The following is a 15389-nucleotide window of genomic DNA, read 5'->3' on the forward strand; positions in this document are numbered from 1 at the left end:
AAGAGGGAATTATGTTCGTTCTGGAGAACGAAGGATTGTTTCAATTCCAAAATGGTACGATTTAAAGTGGCGGATGTCCGCCACACCTTTACGATATTTACTCGTTTCAATTCCAAAATGGTACGATTTAAAGATGAATTTAACATTTGATGAATACTTTGGAGAACTCGTGTTTCAATTCCAAAATGGTACGATTTAAAGCGAAAATTGGGCGGACTTATGCAAGGCGCTAGGGATGTTTCAATTCCAAAATGGTACGATTTAAAGCCGTTGGAAAAACGGCTATTTTGGCTCAATTTTAAGGTTTTTTGCGGTATTTTTCAACAAAAAAATCGTCGATGGCCAATGACTCGATTTTACTAGACCATCGACGACTGCTCATTATCAAACACTTACGTCAACTTCAAGGGTTTTTATAGTCAATATGTCAACGAACTTTTGAGCCGTTTTGCGACTTCGACGACTTTGCCCTCAAAGAAAGTTATCAATGGAACTTCGTTCTACCCCAATAATTTCTTTGTCGAGCCACCGCTCGTTCCGACTCTTAAATAGGATGACGCTGTCTTGGTCCTCATTCATAATCGCCCGCGCACCCATCAACATTTCTTTCAACTTCGCCTCCGTGATTTCTCCTTCAAACACCGAATTTTGAATCCAGTTCAGGTACTTGCGGCAGTGTTTCAACATCTTTGCCACTCGTTTTTCTCCAATATCATACACCAATATTACATACATAGCGCTTTCCCCTCCCTACTGGAGAGGGACAGGGTGGGGTTACCACATCATTTTAAAAGGTTTATACACTTCCATGCCCAGCAGATGCTTTTGTAGTTTGTAACACTCTAGTTTTACTAAATGCTTATAACTCACGCTTCTACCCAACGAACGATGTTTAAATGTCTCTTTCAATCGCTCTTCAAACGCTTGTACAAATACCTTTTTTGCCCCTTCTTTCAACACACAGCGGTTTATATCCTGCCGAAAATCGCTGGCTTGTAGCTGTTTTTTGTTCAAAACGGTAAAAATCGTGCGATCGACCAACATCGGTTTGAATATCTCCGACAAATCCAATGCCAACGAATACCGCCTCGCCCCAGGTTCGTGCAAAAAACTGATGGTAGGGTTGAGTTGGGTGTGGTAAATTTGGTCTAAACATACCGTGTAGCACATCATGTTCCCAAACGAAATCAACGCATTTACCTCGTTTTGAGGCGGTTGCTTGCTGCGGTTTCCCATGTCAAAATCGTTGATTATTTCCCCAAATGCCCCGTAATAGGCTTGTCGGATGTTTCCTTCGATGCCCATCAACTCCGCAATGTTTCCCGCATTGGAAATCAAAGGCGTATAACTTTCGATTTGTCCGAGCTGCTTCGCTACGTCTTTACCGCGCCCTTGGTAGTACTTCAGGTTTTTGGACATGTTAAAAGCCGCCCCTTCAACCAACGTCTTGGCTACGACCATCCGTTTTTTGTCGGAGAGATAATGACGCGTTTGTTCTACCTGCATTTTGCCTGCCAACAAATACTCTTTGGCCATAAACGACCCCGTATAATGTTCGTAATAGTCGAAAAAATGAACCGATACGTGGTTTTTGCCCAAAAAATTATACATCGCGCTGTTAGCGTCCAAACTCCCAAAACAATACAGGTTATCGACTCCTTCAATGGGAATGTAGCGCGGCTGTCCTTCGTTACCGTCCTCGTCAACGGGCAAAAAACAGAGCGTGTTGTCTTTACGGCTCAAGCGGCCAGGGTTAAAGAGATAATAGCTTTTTTTCATTTTTTGTCTTCCAATGGTTGTTATTCGTCTCCCACCCAGCAAAATTCAAAATAGCTACACGCCTTACATTTTGAAATCGGCAACTTCGGCGGACACTGTTCTTGTTCGAGCACTTCCCTGATTTTTTCGATATTGGCTTCAATTCGTTGTACATCCTCTTCACCAAGTGTCACCCGTTCAGTTTGGCGTAATTTGGGGTATTCAATGACGCCGTGGCTGGCTTCTACGCCATTTTTTTGCAACAAGTAGAGATAAAACTGCACTTGCGCGACATGCGCCCATTCTTTGGCTACCGATTTTTTGGTTTCGTGAACAATCCCACGTTTGGCGTCAAAAAAGTCGATTTTGGCCGTTAGGACTACCTTTTCGTTCTCAAGGGGGAGCGATATTTCTAGTTCTTCGTTTTTGTCGGCCCGAAAAGGGTAACTCTCCTCCCCTATCAGCTTGCCTTCATACACCACCTCCGAGGTGTGTTCCATTCGGATGGCATGGTAGTGCAGCCACATTTCTCGCTTGCAAATGTGGAAAATGTTCATGAGCGTAGCGTTGATGTTCATAGGAAGAAATTTTCGGTTACGTCGATTGCTTTTTCATTTAATCCACCGCTTAAAGTATAAACAGGCGTTTCCAGGTTCAATGCTTGTTCTGTTATTTTCTTAAATCCCAATTCTTCTTTTAAAAAGCCCTGGCTTTCTAAATTTGGGATAATTTTTGAATGGGCAAACAAAGAAAATGTAAACTTAGACATAATACCCTGCAACGTGCGCAGTTGATTTTCTGCTTTCAAATCGAAACCTTTCCGCTCATTTTTGGCTTTAATTTGGCGAAAAACCAAATTTCGATACAGTTCCCAAACTTCTTTTCCCTCTATTTCTTCCTTCGCTGTGGGTGAAATTTTGAATGAATTTAGGAAACCTAGCTCATGTTCCGAAAAAACTAGCTCCATTTTCTCGTCTTCACTACTATCAACCCTAATAGGAATTGCAAGAGGCACAAACACTGACTCATTTTGCTGGCTAATAATTTTAAAACCGCTATCAACCTCTTCAAATCTCAATTTTTTAACAGCGGGTTCATAGCCATTTGTAAAGTTATCAGCCCAATTGCCTTCATTAATCTTATCAATTTTGGAAAACACCTTTTCGTATAGAAACTTAAAATCTTTGTCTCTCAAAATTGTCTGTTGCTCTTCAATGGGGATTTTTTTTGTCTCTTGAAAACGATGATCTGCTTTGTAAAGAACATCTGCTTCGTCCACATCAAACAAAAAGACCTTACAGCCTTCTTTGCTTGCGTTTCGATTGACACGTCCTGCTAATTGTTCGTCACTATCAAGCAACGAACGGTTTTTAAAACCTAAATCCATGTCAATATCCACCCCAGCCTCCACAACCTGAGTGGTTATTAACAAAATGTTTTCTCCCTGCTTGCTGCGTTTGATTTGGTTAATAATTTGCCTACGTCGGGGCTCTACTATTGTCCCCGACAAAACCAAAAGTGAATCAAAACCATTGTTGGCCCTGTCGCTAATAAGTTGCTGAAAATCAGAAGCAGATTTTTTGTAAATAAACTCTACGATAGTTCGTACACTCCCTTTTTCTTTCGCATAATCTTGTGATTTTTCAATAACAGCGTTTGCTAGTTCCTCCAACTCAATCTTACCTTGCATCAGTTCAAAATCGAACGTAACGCGTTCGGCGAAATTTGGGTTCAAAATGTACTTTCGAGCATTAGGTAACAATTCAACAAAATCAGGTTTTTGAGATAGGCCAATGTCCAAATCACTGATTTTTGGTAAAGTCGCCGACATCAACACAAAACGAATGTTAAAAAACTCAGCATACTGGCTGATAAAATAGAACATCTTATCCCACAATTTTGGGTTATAAGATTGCACTTCGTCAATAATTACTACTGAATTTGCTAGTCGGTGCAATAAATAATTCGTCTCTTTCCTGTTCGTTTTCAGAACTTCAAAAAATTTGACATGCGAAAGAACCGTAATCGGGTAAAGCGCAAACAGATGATCAATAAAGTCCTTTTTATCGTCCCCGTATTCGCCATCTTTTTGTTCCTCTTTCGAAAGTTTACTGTAAAAACCCGCCTTAGAGTGCATTTCAACCAATTCGTCGTCCTTCAAACCGAGCGTCTCTTTCAACGCTTTGTACGTTTGCGTGATAAGCGTTGTGAAAGGGAAAACATAAAATACTTTGTTCAGTTCTGGATTGGCTATCAACAGTTCTGTTAGCGTTATCATCGAAAGGTTCGTCTTTCCGCCTCCTGTCGGTGCTTCTATGTAAAAAAGGCGTTTGTGCGTATTTCTCCGTACCGTTTGAATCAATTCAACTGCCATTTCTTGGCGAAGACAATTCAAATTGTCCTTTGACTTTTCGGTTGGAAAGGTAAAGCAGTAACCTTCCAAGGCATCATAGGCTTGCTTATTATGTCCGTTTGAACGTAAATACTCCGTAAACTCAACTATTCTTTCTCGTTTCAAAACACCAAAATCATTCGTAGGTGCTTCGCTCATGTACTCATGTGTGGCTAAATAGTCCGAGGCGGTTAACAGAGAAAAGCTAAGTTTAATGAGAGCAAATAGGGGGAAAGCGGTAGAACCATTCTTAAAATAATCTTGCCAATAATGCTCAAACTGTTCTCCAAGAAAATAGTCCGACATTTCTTCATCAAAACCCACGCTGTACAACCTTAAATATTTACTTAACTCATTGTACCATTCGTGCAAGGAATAACGTCGAAAATCTTCCAAAGGGTCACTTAACGTAGGCTTATGATGACAAAAAATTGGGTATGACAAGCCATACATACATAAGGCGAGTAGCCCTTCTTCTTCTTGCGATAGTTCTAATTCAACCAGTTTTTCAAGGTGGTACGCTAAAAAAATATAAGTACCCAGAAACGAATGCCCGTAAGGAGGGCTCAATGTCAAAGAAGAGTTTTCAGAAAAATGGACACTATTTTTCATTCTCATTACCTGAAAATTCTCATTTACTTTCCCAAAATCATGAAAAGTAACAACATTATAAAACATCAACTTAATGAAGTTTCTTACCTTTCCTTTTTCATTGGTAGAGTTTACTTGAGATGCTACTCCTTCCACCAGTTCATCTATAATATCCTCCATTTTATGCTCACTGCATAGTGACTTGAAGTAGTCAAATACAAGTTCGCAATGTTCTGAGAGAGTTTCAGGGAGTAAATTACTCACACCATCATTATTGGACGGCAAATGCGCCCAATAATGATGATGCTCTTTCAATGTCAAAGCTATCCTAATACGTTCCTTTTCGTAATTTTCAATTGTCAGCATTTTACACAAACAGTTGAATTAGTTTTTCTTTCAGTTCTTGGTTACTTATTACGTATAAATCGTAAATCGTCGATTCCTTTGAAAATAGCCAATCGGAGTAAGCAAAATCAAAAAGCACATATTGAAACAGTTGCTCATTAAATTTTTGAGGCAAACGTTCAAAGTAAGTAAAACTTCCTTTTCGCTGAATTTCATTTCGAGTTCTAAATGAGGGTTTCAATACGACTCTTTGATTTTTAAGAGGGTCTTCTCTGACAAAAACAGAACTCACTTCAAAATCGACAGAGTAATCAAAGGCTTGAAACTCATACTCCCGAAACGTATTTTCTCCTTCCTCATTGAGCCAAGAAGCTTGAAACTCATTCTTACCCAAATAAGGGATATATTCCGCCTTCCCTTCTTTGAGGTTTCGATAAAGATGTTCTTGCTCGCTCTGTTCTAAATTTAATAACACATAGCATCGGTATGCAGGTCGAATAAGCATCGACTCCTCCACCAACAGATTCCCGTCGAGGTTGGCATAACCTACGGTGTTGGTGTATTTTACAGAGGTTTTTTGAAAATTACCGCGTTCATGGTACCCTTCTAATGGTTCGATGCCCACAGGAATACCTTTTAACTTTTGATAATATTCTGGAAATTCTCCTTTCTTCTGATAACCTGCTAACCCTATAATAGCCCCCAAAATCCCCAATAAAGCTGGTTTATGAATCATGTTGTACGATAACAACAAACCATCGTTATAATCAGGTTTTTTGAAAAATCCAAAATCGGCACGCAGGTCAAACGACACTAATCTTTCAGTACCCATACCTTTATTAGTTCAGTTCGAGTTGCTTCGCATTCTGGGGTGCATTGATAACCGTTGTCACTTCTTTGTTGAAATACAACTCAATGGTTTCTATTTCAGCAGCGATGTGCGGTTTTGACAGTAATGAAGCCACTTTGGCTAAATCTACTTCTCTATTTTGATTGTCACTCACCAATACATTTACCAATTCCACAAAAGATGGCAACACAAGTTTAGAGCCTTCTTTCAACTTTACCCAAAGCAACAACTCATTTTCTACCCCTGCTTTAGAAGCCGAATCATAAAAGGTAGCTCCGCAACGAAGTGCTTCTTTCAATTTGGCAACGTCATCGGTGGTGAGCCCTTCACTCCCTGCGGCTTTATTAAAATCTTCCAGATTACGCGGATTCACTGACAGATGATGTACGTAATGACCTTCTTTAAGTTTGAATTGCGTACCGAGGGTTGTTTGCATGGAATCAGTACTTTTTTCGTTTGAGTTCCGAAAAGGCGATGAAATCTGTTCAGAATAAATAATCCCTTCTACAAACTTATTAACTCCGTGCGTAAACTGAACTGGCCCGTGTAATGAAAGATTAGCATCTTTACTGGCAAAAGTTCCCCCAAACAAACGTATATCAATACAATTTAAAAGATTTCCTAAAATTTGTTTGCGCACTTTTACCGCTCCATCTTTCCCTTTTTCAGCTACAGGAAAAGCCCCAAAATGATTGACATAATTTTGATCAAGGTCACGGGGTTGCATCTCGTCATTGAGGCTTTTAAAATAAAATACTTTTTCATTAGCAAAATGCTTGCTAAGATAATTACGCACTGTGTATTTCAAGGCTTTATCTGTGGCATAAACAGTCCCGTCGGGAAGGGTACGCGGTTGGTGGGTAAAATCCGCGTTGTAATTTGCATTAATGGCTTTTACAATAACACAGCCAAATACTCGGTTGTTGAATGCTGTACTCATTTTGATATATGATTATGTGGTTTATTCTTCTGTTTCGCTTTGAGTTTCTTTAATTTCATTGTTCTCTTTATCGCTAAAAAGCTCATTTTCTGAGAACACCCCTGCCAAAATAGACGGTATCAAGTCACGGACATTGGTTCTAGTTTCATAGTCGAGCACTTCGGCAAAGGGTGTACGAAATTTCGTCGAAAAGTTTTCGTGTTTGTACGTATCAAATAATCGCGCAATTGCTTTATTCAATTCTTTGGACTGAACTTGCTGCATAAAAGGCTCTAAACGTTTGTAGCTGCGGTCAGCCGTCTTGCTTTTTCGTAGCAAGTAATAAATCACTTGCCCGACGGCAAAGGCGTATTGTTCGTCGTTTTCAATAGAGGCTTCTCCCTTGGCCAATTGCTTCATGTAAGCCCGATGAGCCTGTAATTTGCTTGCCATAGTTTCGGTAGTTAAAGTAAGTTGGTTAAAGTTTTCTGAAAGACTGAACCAGATATTTAGCTTCTGACGAATGCTAATATTCTGGCTATTAAGGTTATTTTTAAATTCATCCAAACGAATATCATCAAGAATGCTACTCAACATAATTTTATCAAATGTATGTTGGTTGATCGCTTCTCGTTTCGATTTATAGATAAAATCGTAGAACGCTTTCCGATAAGTCATTACCATAAGAAACGTAGCATCCGACTTACAGTATTTTGCATCTATATCATCAAAATAACGGTGTTGAAAGTCTCCTGTCTTGGTTTTAACAATCAGTGCATTGTTAAATACAGGTAGCAGGACGGCGTATTGAAAATCAAATACATTTTCAATGTGTCTCCGATAATTTATCTTAAATAGGTCTCTTATTTCCCAAGCAGCCCCTTTTTCGTCCTTCAGTTCATACTCAAACTTAGGGACAAAGTCAAAATCTTTAATTTCTCCCGCTTGATAGAAAAGCAGATAATAATTACCGAGTTGGTCTTTGTAATCTTTGTAGAGGTCTTCAATAATCTCTTTATAACCTCGCCGTTTTCCTAACGCTGCATCTTGCTTGAACAATGAAATAGAGGCATCTCGTATATTTTTCTTGCCTTCCGTTTTGAGTTCATCTTGATAGATAAAGATAGGAAGCGGACGCGGCAGAATATTACGTCCAATTAAGTCCTGAAACTCATACAAATGCTTCGCTTCCTGAGCTGAGATTCTACCCGCAATATCAAATACAGCCGATTGATGCGTTAAAAATGGCTTCTTAGTGGGATACCCATTAAAAAAATCGCTGGTACCAAAAGTTGTCTCTTCTACTATACGATTATATTCATTGGTATTGAACAACTTATCTGCCAAATAAACATCGTTCGCCTTTTGGTATTTGTCAACAGGTTCATCTAAATAAAAAATAACATATTCAGCATCTTTCATCTCAGAATAAACTGGAATATGGGCTAACCACGAGTGGAACGATTGCTCTGAATTCAATGCGTACTTAAATAATTCTACCCGCTGTTTATCTGTTTCATTTTGGAGCAAGTCCAACGCTTTACCAAAATATGCACTTATACGCTCATACACCTGAGATTTTTTCTCTCTGTGGTTTTTTACGTACTTTTCTCCGTTTACTAAGTTTTCCTTCTTAATAGCTAAACAATAAGGGGAACATGAGTGTATTGCTTTCGTCGGTAAGTCAAAACATTTATTTGTATTCACACACCAAGACAATTGAGCCAAAGAGGCACAACGTCCAAGCAGTACCTCTTCTTCTTGTTTTAGGTTTTTGCTCTTAGTATATACCCACCCCACCAAAGATGATTCATCCATAAATACACTATCCTCTTCTTGCCGAACTTTCAGCAGAACATGCAGCCCTTCTTTAGGCTTCACTCCTAGCCCCTTAAACTCAGAATCAAGGGCTTGTACAAATGTCGATAGTTCTTTAATCATGTGTTTTTAATTTTAATACAACAAAAATAATCATATTATATTAATTGTGAAGTACTGAACATTAATATTAGCCTTTTTATTTACAATTACTTGGTTTTGTCAGAGTTAACAACATATCTTTGTGATTAAGGTTGAACGCATTAAAACAAAAAGCTAGTACTTATTGCTCCAGAGGAGCTACATCTTAGTAGCAAAAATGAATCAGGTTTGCAATCAAGCCCCATCGGGGTGACCTCTTTCAGCGAGCATCGGTCGCCCTGAGGAGGGCTTAGAGATGGGTTTGTTTGCCTTTTTCTACTAAGATTTAGCCTCGCTGAGGCTATTTTGTTAATACGTTTAACCTGTTTGTGATTGAACTTGTTAGAAATAGGATTTGAAATTATTAAATTACCTGTGACGGACTGCGTCATACAATCGTACCACTTCTCAACAAGCTTTTTATTAACCAATAAAATATTCTTATGGAACAATTTGATTTTGAGTACGATTTTAACCAGTTGAAGATGCTGGAGCTGCAAAAAGACAAAATCAGCCATGCAGAAATCATCAGCGTTTTTGAAAATCATTATTCCTGTACATCTCCTATTAGTGGGTTTGAATTGCATGATTACTATTATTTTATGATTGGTTTTAGTAGTAAATCTCGCTTCTTGTGTTTAGCTTTGAATGTCGAAGACCATAAAATTATCTTTCTTCAAGTCAAAGTAGCCAATGAACAAGAAATCAGACAAGAGTACTGCGGTCAATAGCATCACAGGAAAAACCATCCAAGAAATGTCTTGGGAAGAAATTCGTGCCTTAAAAGGAAAATCGATAAAAAAAGACGAGTTCATAGCCAAAATAAAAAGTATCAAATAAGTTAAATGAATATATCTTTACCCAAACAACTTGGTCAATTTGCAACCATTGAGGAAGCATCACAGGCCAAAAACGCGGATTTACTTAAAACCCTCCAGCGCTTGAACATTAAGGTGGTGAAGCGCTAACCACCTCTACACACCCACATCCCATCGAACAATACTTCCCAAATCCTCCCAAATAGCCTACCTCGATGAGTTCGGGCGGGGCGGTTAGGGCAAACGTAAAATTGTGATAACCAATCACTTTTGTTTGCTTTTTCTCTTTGCCTTCTTTGGCCAGAAATCCTCGCTTTTTTATCCGTTCGGGGTCGCTTAACAACTCAAACTTGACCAGTTGCTCGGCAATCGCCGCATCCATTTCCATGGAAGGTTTCACCGAACGCAGTTTATCGACCAAATTCACCGCAAAAAATCGCCCAAAATCAGCGTCCGTTGGGGTTAAATATTGGTCCAAATCATCCACTTTTTGAGCCACAACCATCGGTGACAGCGTACGAAACGTCATCGAACTTTGCATCGCAGGCAAGGGGGCTGTCTCCACGCGTTCTACCACAAAATCGGCCCTACATTCTCGATTATAAATGCTCAGTTGCTGCTGTTGAAACAGCCCAACGATAAAATTTTCAGCCGCTTTGTCCACATAAAATGAAATATACAGCGTCAAAACACCCGAACGCAGCACCATATACGTATCTCCTTTCTTGATGGGTTCGATGATCGGTATTTGCAAAGCTGAAAAAGTAAAGTGCTTAAACGCCTTGCGACTCTCGGGCACTTGGTAGCCAAGTTCGTGCAGAAAACCCGCATACTCAGCGTCGGCATTGGCCAAGCGACCATAAATCCACGCTTGCAGGGGATATTGGTAGTTGAACAATAAACGCTGACGGTCTCGAACGGGGGTTAACGTGAGTTTGAATCGCATGAATTATGTCATTTAGAACGCTAATTTATGCCATAAGTTAGTTTAACGAGAACTTTACTTATGTTTTACTAAAAAAATAAAAAAACAACGCCGAGACGATTGCCTCGACGTTGTCAGTTCAATCATTGATTATTCAAACCCACCAATAATCTTTAAGTAGAGTGTAGTCAATAGTCCACGGTCGATGGTCAATAGTCCATGGTAGTTGAGTCATCCATAGTCCACCGTCGATAGTATCTGCTTTGATTAGACCATTGTCTATGGACTGTCAACTATCGACTGACAACTATGGACTGTGGACTGTCAACTATCCTCCACTAATTTGCTTGGAGACGCGCTAGTTTTGTGAACGCTTGCTCCTTGTATTTTCCAGTCAGTGTTAGTGATACAGTATTTCCAGATTTAGGGGCTGCTAGTCCAAATTCAGCCCACGTTTTTGTAATCGTTGCGCGGCCTTTGGCGTCGGTTGTCACGTCGGCAATTTTTGTTCCCGTGCGCGTCGTCAAGGCCAAACTCAACCCCGTAAGAGGAATAGAGTCAATGCCTTTTTTGTAATCCAAAATATTGGTTTTGTCCAATTCAAAAATTCGAACGCTGACCGTCGCTTGCGTACTTGTCGCTTTTGACGTGACGGTAGGCTCAGTTGTAAAACCTCCGCCATCGCCCACGGCATTGTCAAACACTAGCAATACGGGCGAAACAACTCTGTCCACAAAGGGGTCTTCTACTTTGCAAGATGCTGCTGCCAAGGCCGTAGCCACAAATAAGAATATTTTCAAAGTTTTCATTGGTTCATCAGTTTTGTTGAAACATTCATTGTAACAAGTGTTCGTCGTTTTTTATGCTTTCGACAAACGAACGGTTTTACGTCCCAAAAAAGTTGGAACAAAACCCACTAGCATCAAAACAATCCCCGAGATGGCAATGGTACTGGTATGGGCAAAAAACGTTCCCGTTGACAAAATCCCTAAAATAAGTAACGTAGAAAAAGGCAACGAAAAGGCCATGACCAACACCGCTAACTCGGCGTTAAACGTACGGCGTTCTTTTGGAATCTCCAGGGCTTCTTCGCGTGAGTTAAAAGCTGAAATGTGCGCAAATGGCCAAAAACTCGCCGAACTCAACGGAATGACGGTGGCCAACAAAATCATGGTTGGGTCATGAATGCCTAGCAGCGTAATAACAGCGGCGCTAAAAAGCATCGTTAGTCCTGCACGAAATACCAACAACGAAGCAATAAGTCTTTTTTTACGTTGTTTTAGTTGAACAGCTACCCCAATAAAAATCAACACCAACGGCGTCATCATCGCGCTTGTTTTGTCAAATACTTCCTGAACAATCATCGGAAGCGCTTTAAAATTTAAGCCTAGGCTCAACAAAACCGCCGCTGAAATAATGATGATGTTAATGGGTTCTTGAACGAGGTTCATCAAAAGACTTTTGATTTTTTCGCCCATTTTGGTTTCCTCCGATTTGGTATTTTTGAGGAACATGTTCATGGCGATAACGTACAAGAAAATCAATACAAAAAACTTGTTACCTACGTCGCCAAGCGCAGCCATGGCCACACTTTTTTCACCCAAAAATTCGGCAATAAACGGGAAACACGATAAGCCTGGTGCCAACGATGGCAATAACATCACCAACGTACGTCCCATCGAACTGTCTTTTTCGATACCAAAAAAAGGAAAGGCCAACGGTGCTGTGAAATACATAAAAAAGTTAAACAACAATGTTAACGCAGGAACTACAATCAGCTTGGCGTCCACGTCGATTTTCATCAAGGCAATAAAAATCGTAGCAGGAAGTGCCACCGAAAGCACCATTTCCTTGATTCCGTTGGTTTGTTCTTTGTTCTTAAACTTAGAACGTAATATAAGACCTAACCCAATCAACGCCAGAAGGGTTATGGCTTTTTGTAAAGCTTCACTCATAAGTAAATGTGGAAAAGTAACAATTCGTTGGGCGTAGGTAGGTTTGCTACCTACGCCGCTGTCCTTATTTCAAAATTAGCTTATCGCCTCAAGCGTACTTACAAACTGCTTGATTTCGTCCATCGTACCCATACTTACGCGGCACCAAGGCTTGCCCTGAATTTCGTATCCGCGTACCATGATACCTTTCGCCATCATTTTTTGGAGCAATTCTTTGGTCGGAATGTTGATGGGGAAAATCACGAAGTTGGTGTATGAAGGCACGTATTTGTAACCCAAACGATCCAAGTTTTTGCAAAGGTACATCTTCACTTCGTGGTTCAGTTTACGCGTTGTGTCTTGGAACTCTGCATCGTCCATACTTGCCACCGCTGCGGCAATCGACGTTTGGGTGATTCCCATTCCACCACGGGTGATTTTCTGAATTTTATCCAACGTTGCAGGGAGGGCCGCTACGTATCCTACGCGCAAACCTGCCATACCCATAATTTTAGAGAAAGTACGGGCGATGATAACGTTTTTCTTTTGTGCCAACAACGACACCATACTCTGAGTATCAGCACCTACGGCCAATTCGAGGTAGGCTTCGTCCACAAAAATGGGTACTTTTTCCGAAACACGCGAACAGAAATCCATCAACTCTTTGCCCGACGTGATGCTACCCATTGGGTTGTTAGGGTTACAGATATAAACAAGTTTTGTGTCCTTGTCGATGGCCGCTTCCATTGCTTTCAAGTCGTGCGACCAGTCACCTTTACACGGCACCGCCTTCCAAGTAGCTCCCGTCGCTTCGGCTACTTTTACCAATGACATATAAGTTGGGTCAGCCGAAACTACATTTCCACCTTTTTGGAAAAGTACGATGGCCACTTTTTCCAACAAATCCGACGAACCAGGCCCCATCATGATGTGGTCAGGAGTAACGCCTTCTTTTTTAGCGATTTTTCCAACAAGGTTTTCTAACTCTTTCCACGAATAACGGCTACCGCCCGCAACGGCATCAGCCACTGCCTTCCGAGCGCTCATTGGAGGGCCATAAGGGTTTTCGTTGGCATTGATACGCACGATGGTTGGGGGCGTTTTTGGCGGGTTTTCCAACACCGTTTCTCTGAGTAAAGGGCTATGAAATAAGTTACCGTTGGTGTCTATACGTGAAGGTACATTTGCGAAGGCACCTACTGCAGGCGCAGCGGCCATTCCTCCTAAGGTCATCAAACCTGATTTAAGTAAACTGCGGCGGTTGATAATCTGTGTCATGTGTTTGTGAGTTTTTTTTGAATTGGCGGTTTAGCTTGTGGCTTTTGTTGGTATTTTGTTATGGTGACTCTAAGTTAACTATTTTATTCACAACTACATAGCAAAATTGAAATTATGTATTTCTGTGAATAAAAATTTAACAAATGGGTTATTTTTCAACCCACCAAAGCTTGGTTTTCATGTTATCGGCACCGCCATTGAGGGCAATACCTTTTTCCAAACTAGCTTTGTTGAGTGAATATTCGGTACTTGGATACGGCAAACGCGTTGGCAACACACCATCATTTTCAAAAACGGCGCGTGGATCTTTGGCAGGCAATACGGGGAAACCTGTTCTGCGGTATTCGGTCCAAGCCTCTACCCCTACTCCGTAGAGTGCTATCCATTTTTGATCAAGTACTTTTTCGCGCGTTACGGCACCTACTTTGGTAAAATAATCGGCAGGCACTTTCAACCCGTATTGTTCAAAAGAAGCCGTAATCCCGTTTTCAAAGTACGTTTTGGCATCGCCTGTAATGTCTCCATCAATGGCAGCTTCGGCCAAAATCAGGTTCAATTCCGAAAGGGTCATAATCACACTTGGTGTTTCGGGGCGGGTGAAGTAGTTTCCAATCGTTGAGCTCGACGACAAGTAAGTCGTGGCAATGGCATCGGGCAAACCGTTGGGGTGTCCTACGTATTTTCCAGCTACTGGATTCGCATAAATCGTGATGCGGGTATCGCCCAAAGCGTTGAGCTTATCGGCCAAAGTGCTACTGATGTTCCAGTCAGTACGGCTACCGCGTACCATCACTTCGTGCCATTCGTTGTTGCTTGGGAGCGTTGCCGTATTTTTAATCAAGGCATTGTCATCGTTGCTCGTAAAAATGGGGTATTTTGTGGCATCGCCCAAAATTTCTCTCATAATCGCCCGCGACTCAGCCGACTTCTTCGCAGCCTGGCGATTGGCCAAACGCAAACGCAATGAATTAGCGAACTTCTTCCATTTCAGGATGTTACCTCCGTAAATAATATCCCCTTGAACGCCTGGCCCACCGACCACGAGTTTTTCGTTGGCAATTTTAAGGTCGTTCAGCAATCCTTCATAGATTTTATCTTGTGAATCATACGCAGGGGTATAGCTAGGCGACTCGGCTGTCCCTTTTAAGGCTTCCGAATACGGAATGGCACCCCAAAGATCCGTCGTCACCGAAAACAACCACGAACGCATTACCAAAGCCACACCTTCGTAGTTGGTGTTTGGCGCTTTGCCCGTTGGCGAACTATCAACAATGATTCGTTGGAAGTTCAACAAGCCATCGTTAAAGAAAGACGCCCAGTTATTGTTGTAAAATGCGGGTGAAAGTCCGTAGTTATCTCCTTCGTTTGAGTAAATATTTCGGGTAAAATACTGCATCCAAAGCATCATCCCGTCGATGTTCAAACGCTCAAAACGCGTGCTTCCTCCCCAGAATCTATCCACCGATTTTTCCATGGCGTAGGGCAGCAAATACTGCGGACCAATGGCCGTTGGGTTGTTGGGGTCGATGTTCATTTTGTCAAACTCTTTGGTACAAGAAGAACCCAAAAGAGCCGCCAACGTCAGCGAAAGTAATGTGTATTTTTTCATAGAGATAAGTC

Annotated in this window: 14 protein-coding genes and 1 CRISPR repeat array (1 of these 15 cut by a window edge); of the genes, 2 read left to right on the plus strand and 12 right to left on the minus strand. The window is 41.1% G+C overall.

Going from position 1 to position 15389, the window contains the following annotated elements; all coding sequences use genetic code 11:
* A CRISPR array of direct repeats spans nt 1-267; the repeat unit is 30 nt; unit sequence GTTTCAATTCCAAAATGGTACGATTTAAAG; it begins 3062 nt to the left of the window's first position.
* A 204-nt stretch (nt 268-471) separates the two neighbouring features.
* Genes cas2 through AC23N5_RS09620 form a run of 7 tightly spaced genes read right to left on the minus strand, consistent with a single transcriptional unit; the run spans nt 472 to nt 8796 of the window.
* Nucleotides 472-735, minus strand: a complete 264-nt coding sequence (gene cas2, locus AC23N5_RS09590) for a CRISPR-associated endonuclease Cas2 (protein WP_028525640.1) — start codon at nt 733-735, stop codon at nt 472-474.
* 39 nt (nt 736-774) lie between these two features.
* Nucleotides 775-1779: a type I-B CRISPR-associated endonuclease Cas1b gene (cas1b, locus tag AC23N5_RS09595; protein ID WP_487755390.1), complete on the minus strand. Its 1005-nt coding sequence runs from the start codon at nt 1777-1779 to the stop codon at nt 775-777.
* A gap of 20 nt (nt 1780-1799) precedes the next feature.
* On the minus strand, nt 1800-2336 hold the full coding sequence (gene cas4 / locus AC23N5_RS09600; RefSeq protein ID WP_487755391.1) for a CRISPR-associated protein Cas4: 537 nt from the start codon (nt 2334-2336) through the stop codon (nt 1800-1802).
* Entirely contained in the window at nt 2333-5107 is a 2775-nt protein-coding gene (cas3, locus tag AC23N5_RS09605) for a CRISPR-associated helicase Cas3' (RefSeq protein ID WP_487755392.1), read from the minus strand. Before cas3 ends, cas4 begins: the two co-directional genes overlap by 4 nt.
* Nucleotide 5108: 1 nt before the next feature.
* Nucleotides 5109-5918 (minus strand): CRISPR-associated protein Cas5, encoded by an 810-nt coding sequence (gene cas5 / locus AC23N5_RS09610; RefSeq protein ID WP_487755393.1) that lies wholly within the window; start codon nt 5916-5918, stop codon nt 5109-5111.
* Between the two features lie 7 nt (nt 5919-5925).
* Nucleotides 5926-6876 carry a type I CRISPR-associated protein Cas7 gene (locus AC23N5_RS09615; RefSeq protein WP_487755394.1) on the minus strand — a complete coding sequence of 317 codons (951 nt, stop codon included), beginning with the start codon at nt 6874-6876 and terminating at the stop codon, nt 5926-5928.
* Nucleotides 6877-6897: 21 nt separating this feature from the next.
* The gene (locus AC23N5_RS09620; protein WP_487755395.1) at nt 6898-8796 is read right to left on the minus strand and encodes a hypothetical protein; all 1899 of its coding nucleotides are present in this window, start codon (nt 8794-8796) and stop codon (nt 6898-6900) included.
* Nucleotides 8797-9257: 461 nt separating this feature from the next.
* Between AC23N5_RS09620 and AC23N5_RS09625 the strand changes: the two genes are divergently transcribed.
* Together AC23N5_RS09625 and AC23N5_RS09630 are read left to right on the plus strand one after the other, a co-directional pair.
* Entirely contained in the window at nt 9258-9545 is a 288-nt protein-coding gene (locus AC23N5_RS09625) for a hypothetical protein (RefSeq protein WP_487755396.1), read from the plus strand.
* Nucleotides 9546-9659: 114 nt separating this feature from the next.
* Nucleotides 9660-9782: a hypothetical protein gene (locus AC23N5_RS09630; protein ID WP_487755397.1), complete on the plus strand. Its 123-nt coding sequence runs from the start codon at nt 9660-9662 to the stop codon at nt 9780-9782.
* Here AC23N5_RS09630 and cas6 read toward each other — a convergent pair.
* The 5 genes from cas6 to AC23N5_RS09655 form a co-directional block, all read right to left on the minus strand.
* Nucleotides 9763-10578 (minus strand): CRISPR-associated endoribonuclease Cas6, encoded by an 816-nt coding sequence (gene cas6, locus AC23N5_RS09635; RefSeq protein WP_487755398.1) that lies wholly within the window; start codon nt 10576-10578, stop codon nt 9763-9765. The two genes, AC23N5_RS09630 and cas6, sit on opposite strands and share 20 nt — an antisense overlap.
* Before the next feature lie 317 nt (nt 10579-10895).
* Complete coding sequence (locus AC23N5_RS09640; protein WP_487755399.1) at nt 10896-11366, minus strand: hypothetical protein; 471 nt, start codon at nt 11364-11366, stop codon at nt 10896-10898.
* A gap of 51 nt (nt 11367-11417) precedes the next feature.
* Complete coding sequence (locus AC23N5_RS09645; protein WP_183972699.1) at nt 11418-12512, minus strand: AEC family transporter; 1095 nt, start codon at nt 12510-12512, stop codon at nt 11418-11420.
* 75 nt (nt 12513-12587) lie between these two features.
* Nucleotides 12588-13769, minus strand: coding sequence for a pyridoxal phosphate-dependent aminotransferase (locus tag AC23N5_RS09650; protein ID WP_487755400.1), 1182 nt, complete (start codon nt 13767-13769; stop codon nt 12588-12590).
* A gap of 148 nt (nt 13770-13917) precedes the next feature.
* The gene (locus tag AC23N5_RS09655; protein ID WP_472493228.1) at nt 13918-15378 is read right to left on the minus strand and encodes a SusD/RagB family nutrient-binding outer membrane lipoprotein; all 1461 of its coding nucleotides are present in this window, start codon (nt 15376-15378) and stop codon (nt 13918-13920) included.
* Nucleotides 15379-15389 lie beyond the last annotated feature (11 nt).

The organism is Runella sp. R5_40, assembly GCF_057652295.1.

Coding starts and splice junctions, on each gene's coding strand:
- cas2 (WP_028525640.1), bottom strand. CDS start 735: ATGTATGTAATATTGGTGTATGATATTGGAGAAAAACGAGTGGCAAAG.
- cas1b (WP_487755390.1), bottom strand. CDS start 1,779: ATGAAAAAAAGCTATTATCTCTTTAACCCTGGCCGCTTGAGCCGTAAA.
- cas4 (WP_487755391.1), bottom strand. CDS start 2,336: ATGAACATCAACGCTACGCTCATGAACATTTTCCACATTTGCAAGCGA.
- cas3 (WP_487755392.1), bottom strand. CDS start 5,107: ATGCTGACAATTGAAAATTACGAAAAGGAACGTATTAGGATAGCTTTG.
- cas5 (WP_487755393.1), bottom strand. CDS start 5,918: ATGGGTACTGAAAGATTAGTGTCGTTTGACCTGCGTGCCGATTTTGGA.
- AC23N5_RS09615 (WP_487755394.1), bottom strand. CDS start 6,876: ATGAGTACAGCATTCAACAACCGAGTATTTGGCTGTGTTATTGTAAAA.
- AC23N5_RS09620 (WP_487755395.1), bottom strand. CDS start 8,796: ATGATTAAAGAACTATCGACATTTGTACAAGCCCTTGATTCTGAGTTT.
- AC23N5_RS09625 (WP_487755396.1), top strand. CDS start 9,258: ATGGAACAATTTGATTTTGAGTACGATTTTAACCAGTTGAAGATGCTG.
- AC23N5_RS09630 (WP_487755397.1), top strand. CDS start 9,660: ATGAATATATCTTTACCCAAACAACTTGGTCAATTTGCAACCATTGAG.
- cas6 (WP_487755398.1), bottom strand. CDS start 10,578: ATGCGATTCAAACTCACGTTAACCCCCGTTCGAGACCGTCAGCGTTTA.
- AC23N5_RS09640 (WP_487755399.1), bottom strand. CDS start 11,366: ATGAAAACTTTGAAAATATTCTTATTTGTGGCTACGGCCTTGGCAGCA.
- AC23N5_RS09645 (WP_183972699.1), bottom strand. CDS start 12,512: ATGAGTGAAGCTTTACAAAAAGCCATAACCCTTCTGGCGTTGATTGGG.
- AC23N5_RS09650 (WP_487755400.1), bottom strand. CDS start 13,769: ATGACACAGATTATCAACCGCCGCAGTTTACTTAAATCAGGTTTGATG.
- AC23N5_RS09655 (WP_472493228.1), bottom strand. CDS start 15,378: ATGAAAAAATACACATTACTTTCGCTGACGTTGGCGGCTCTTTTGGGT.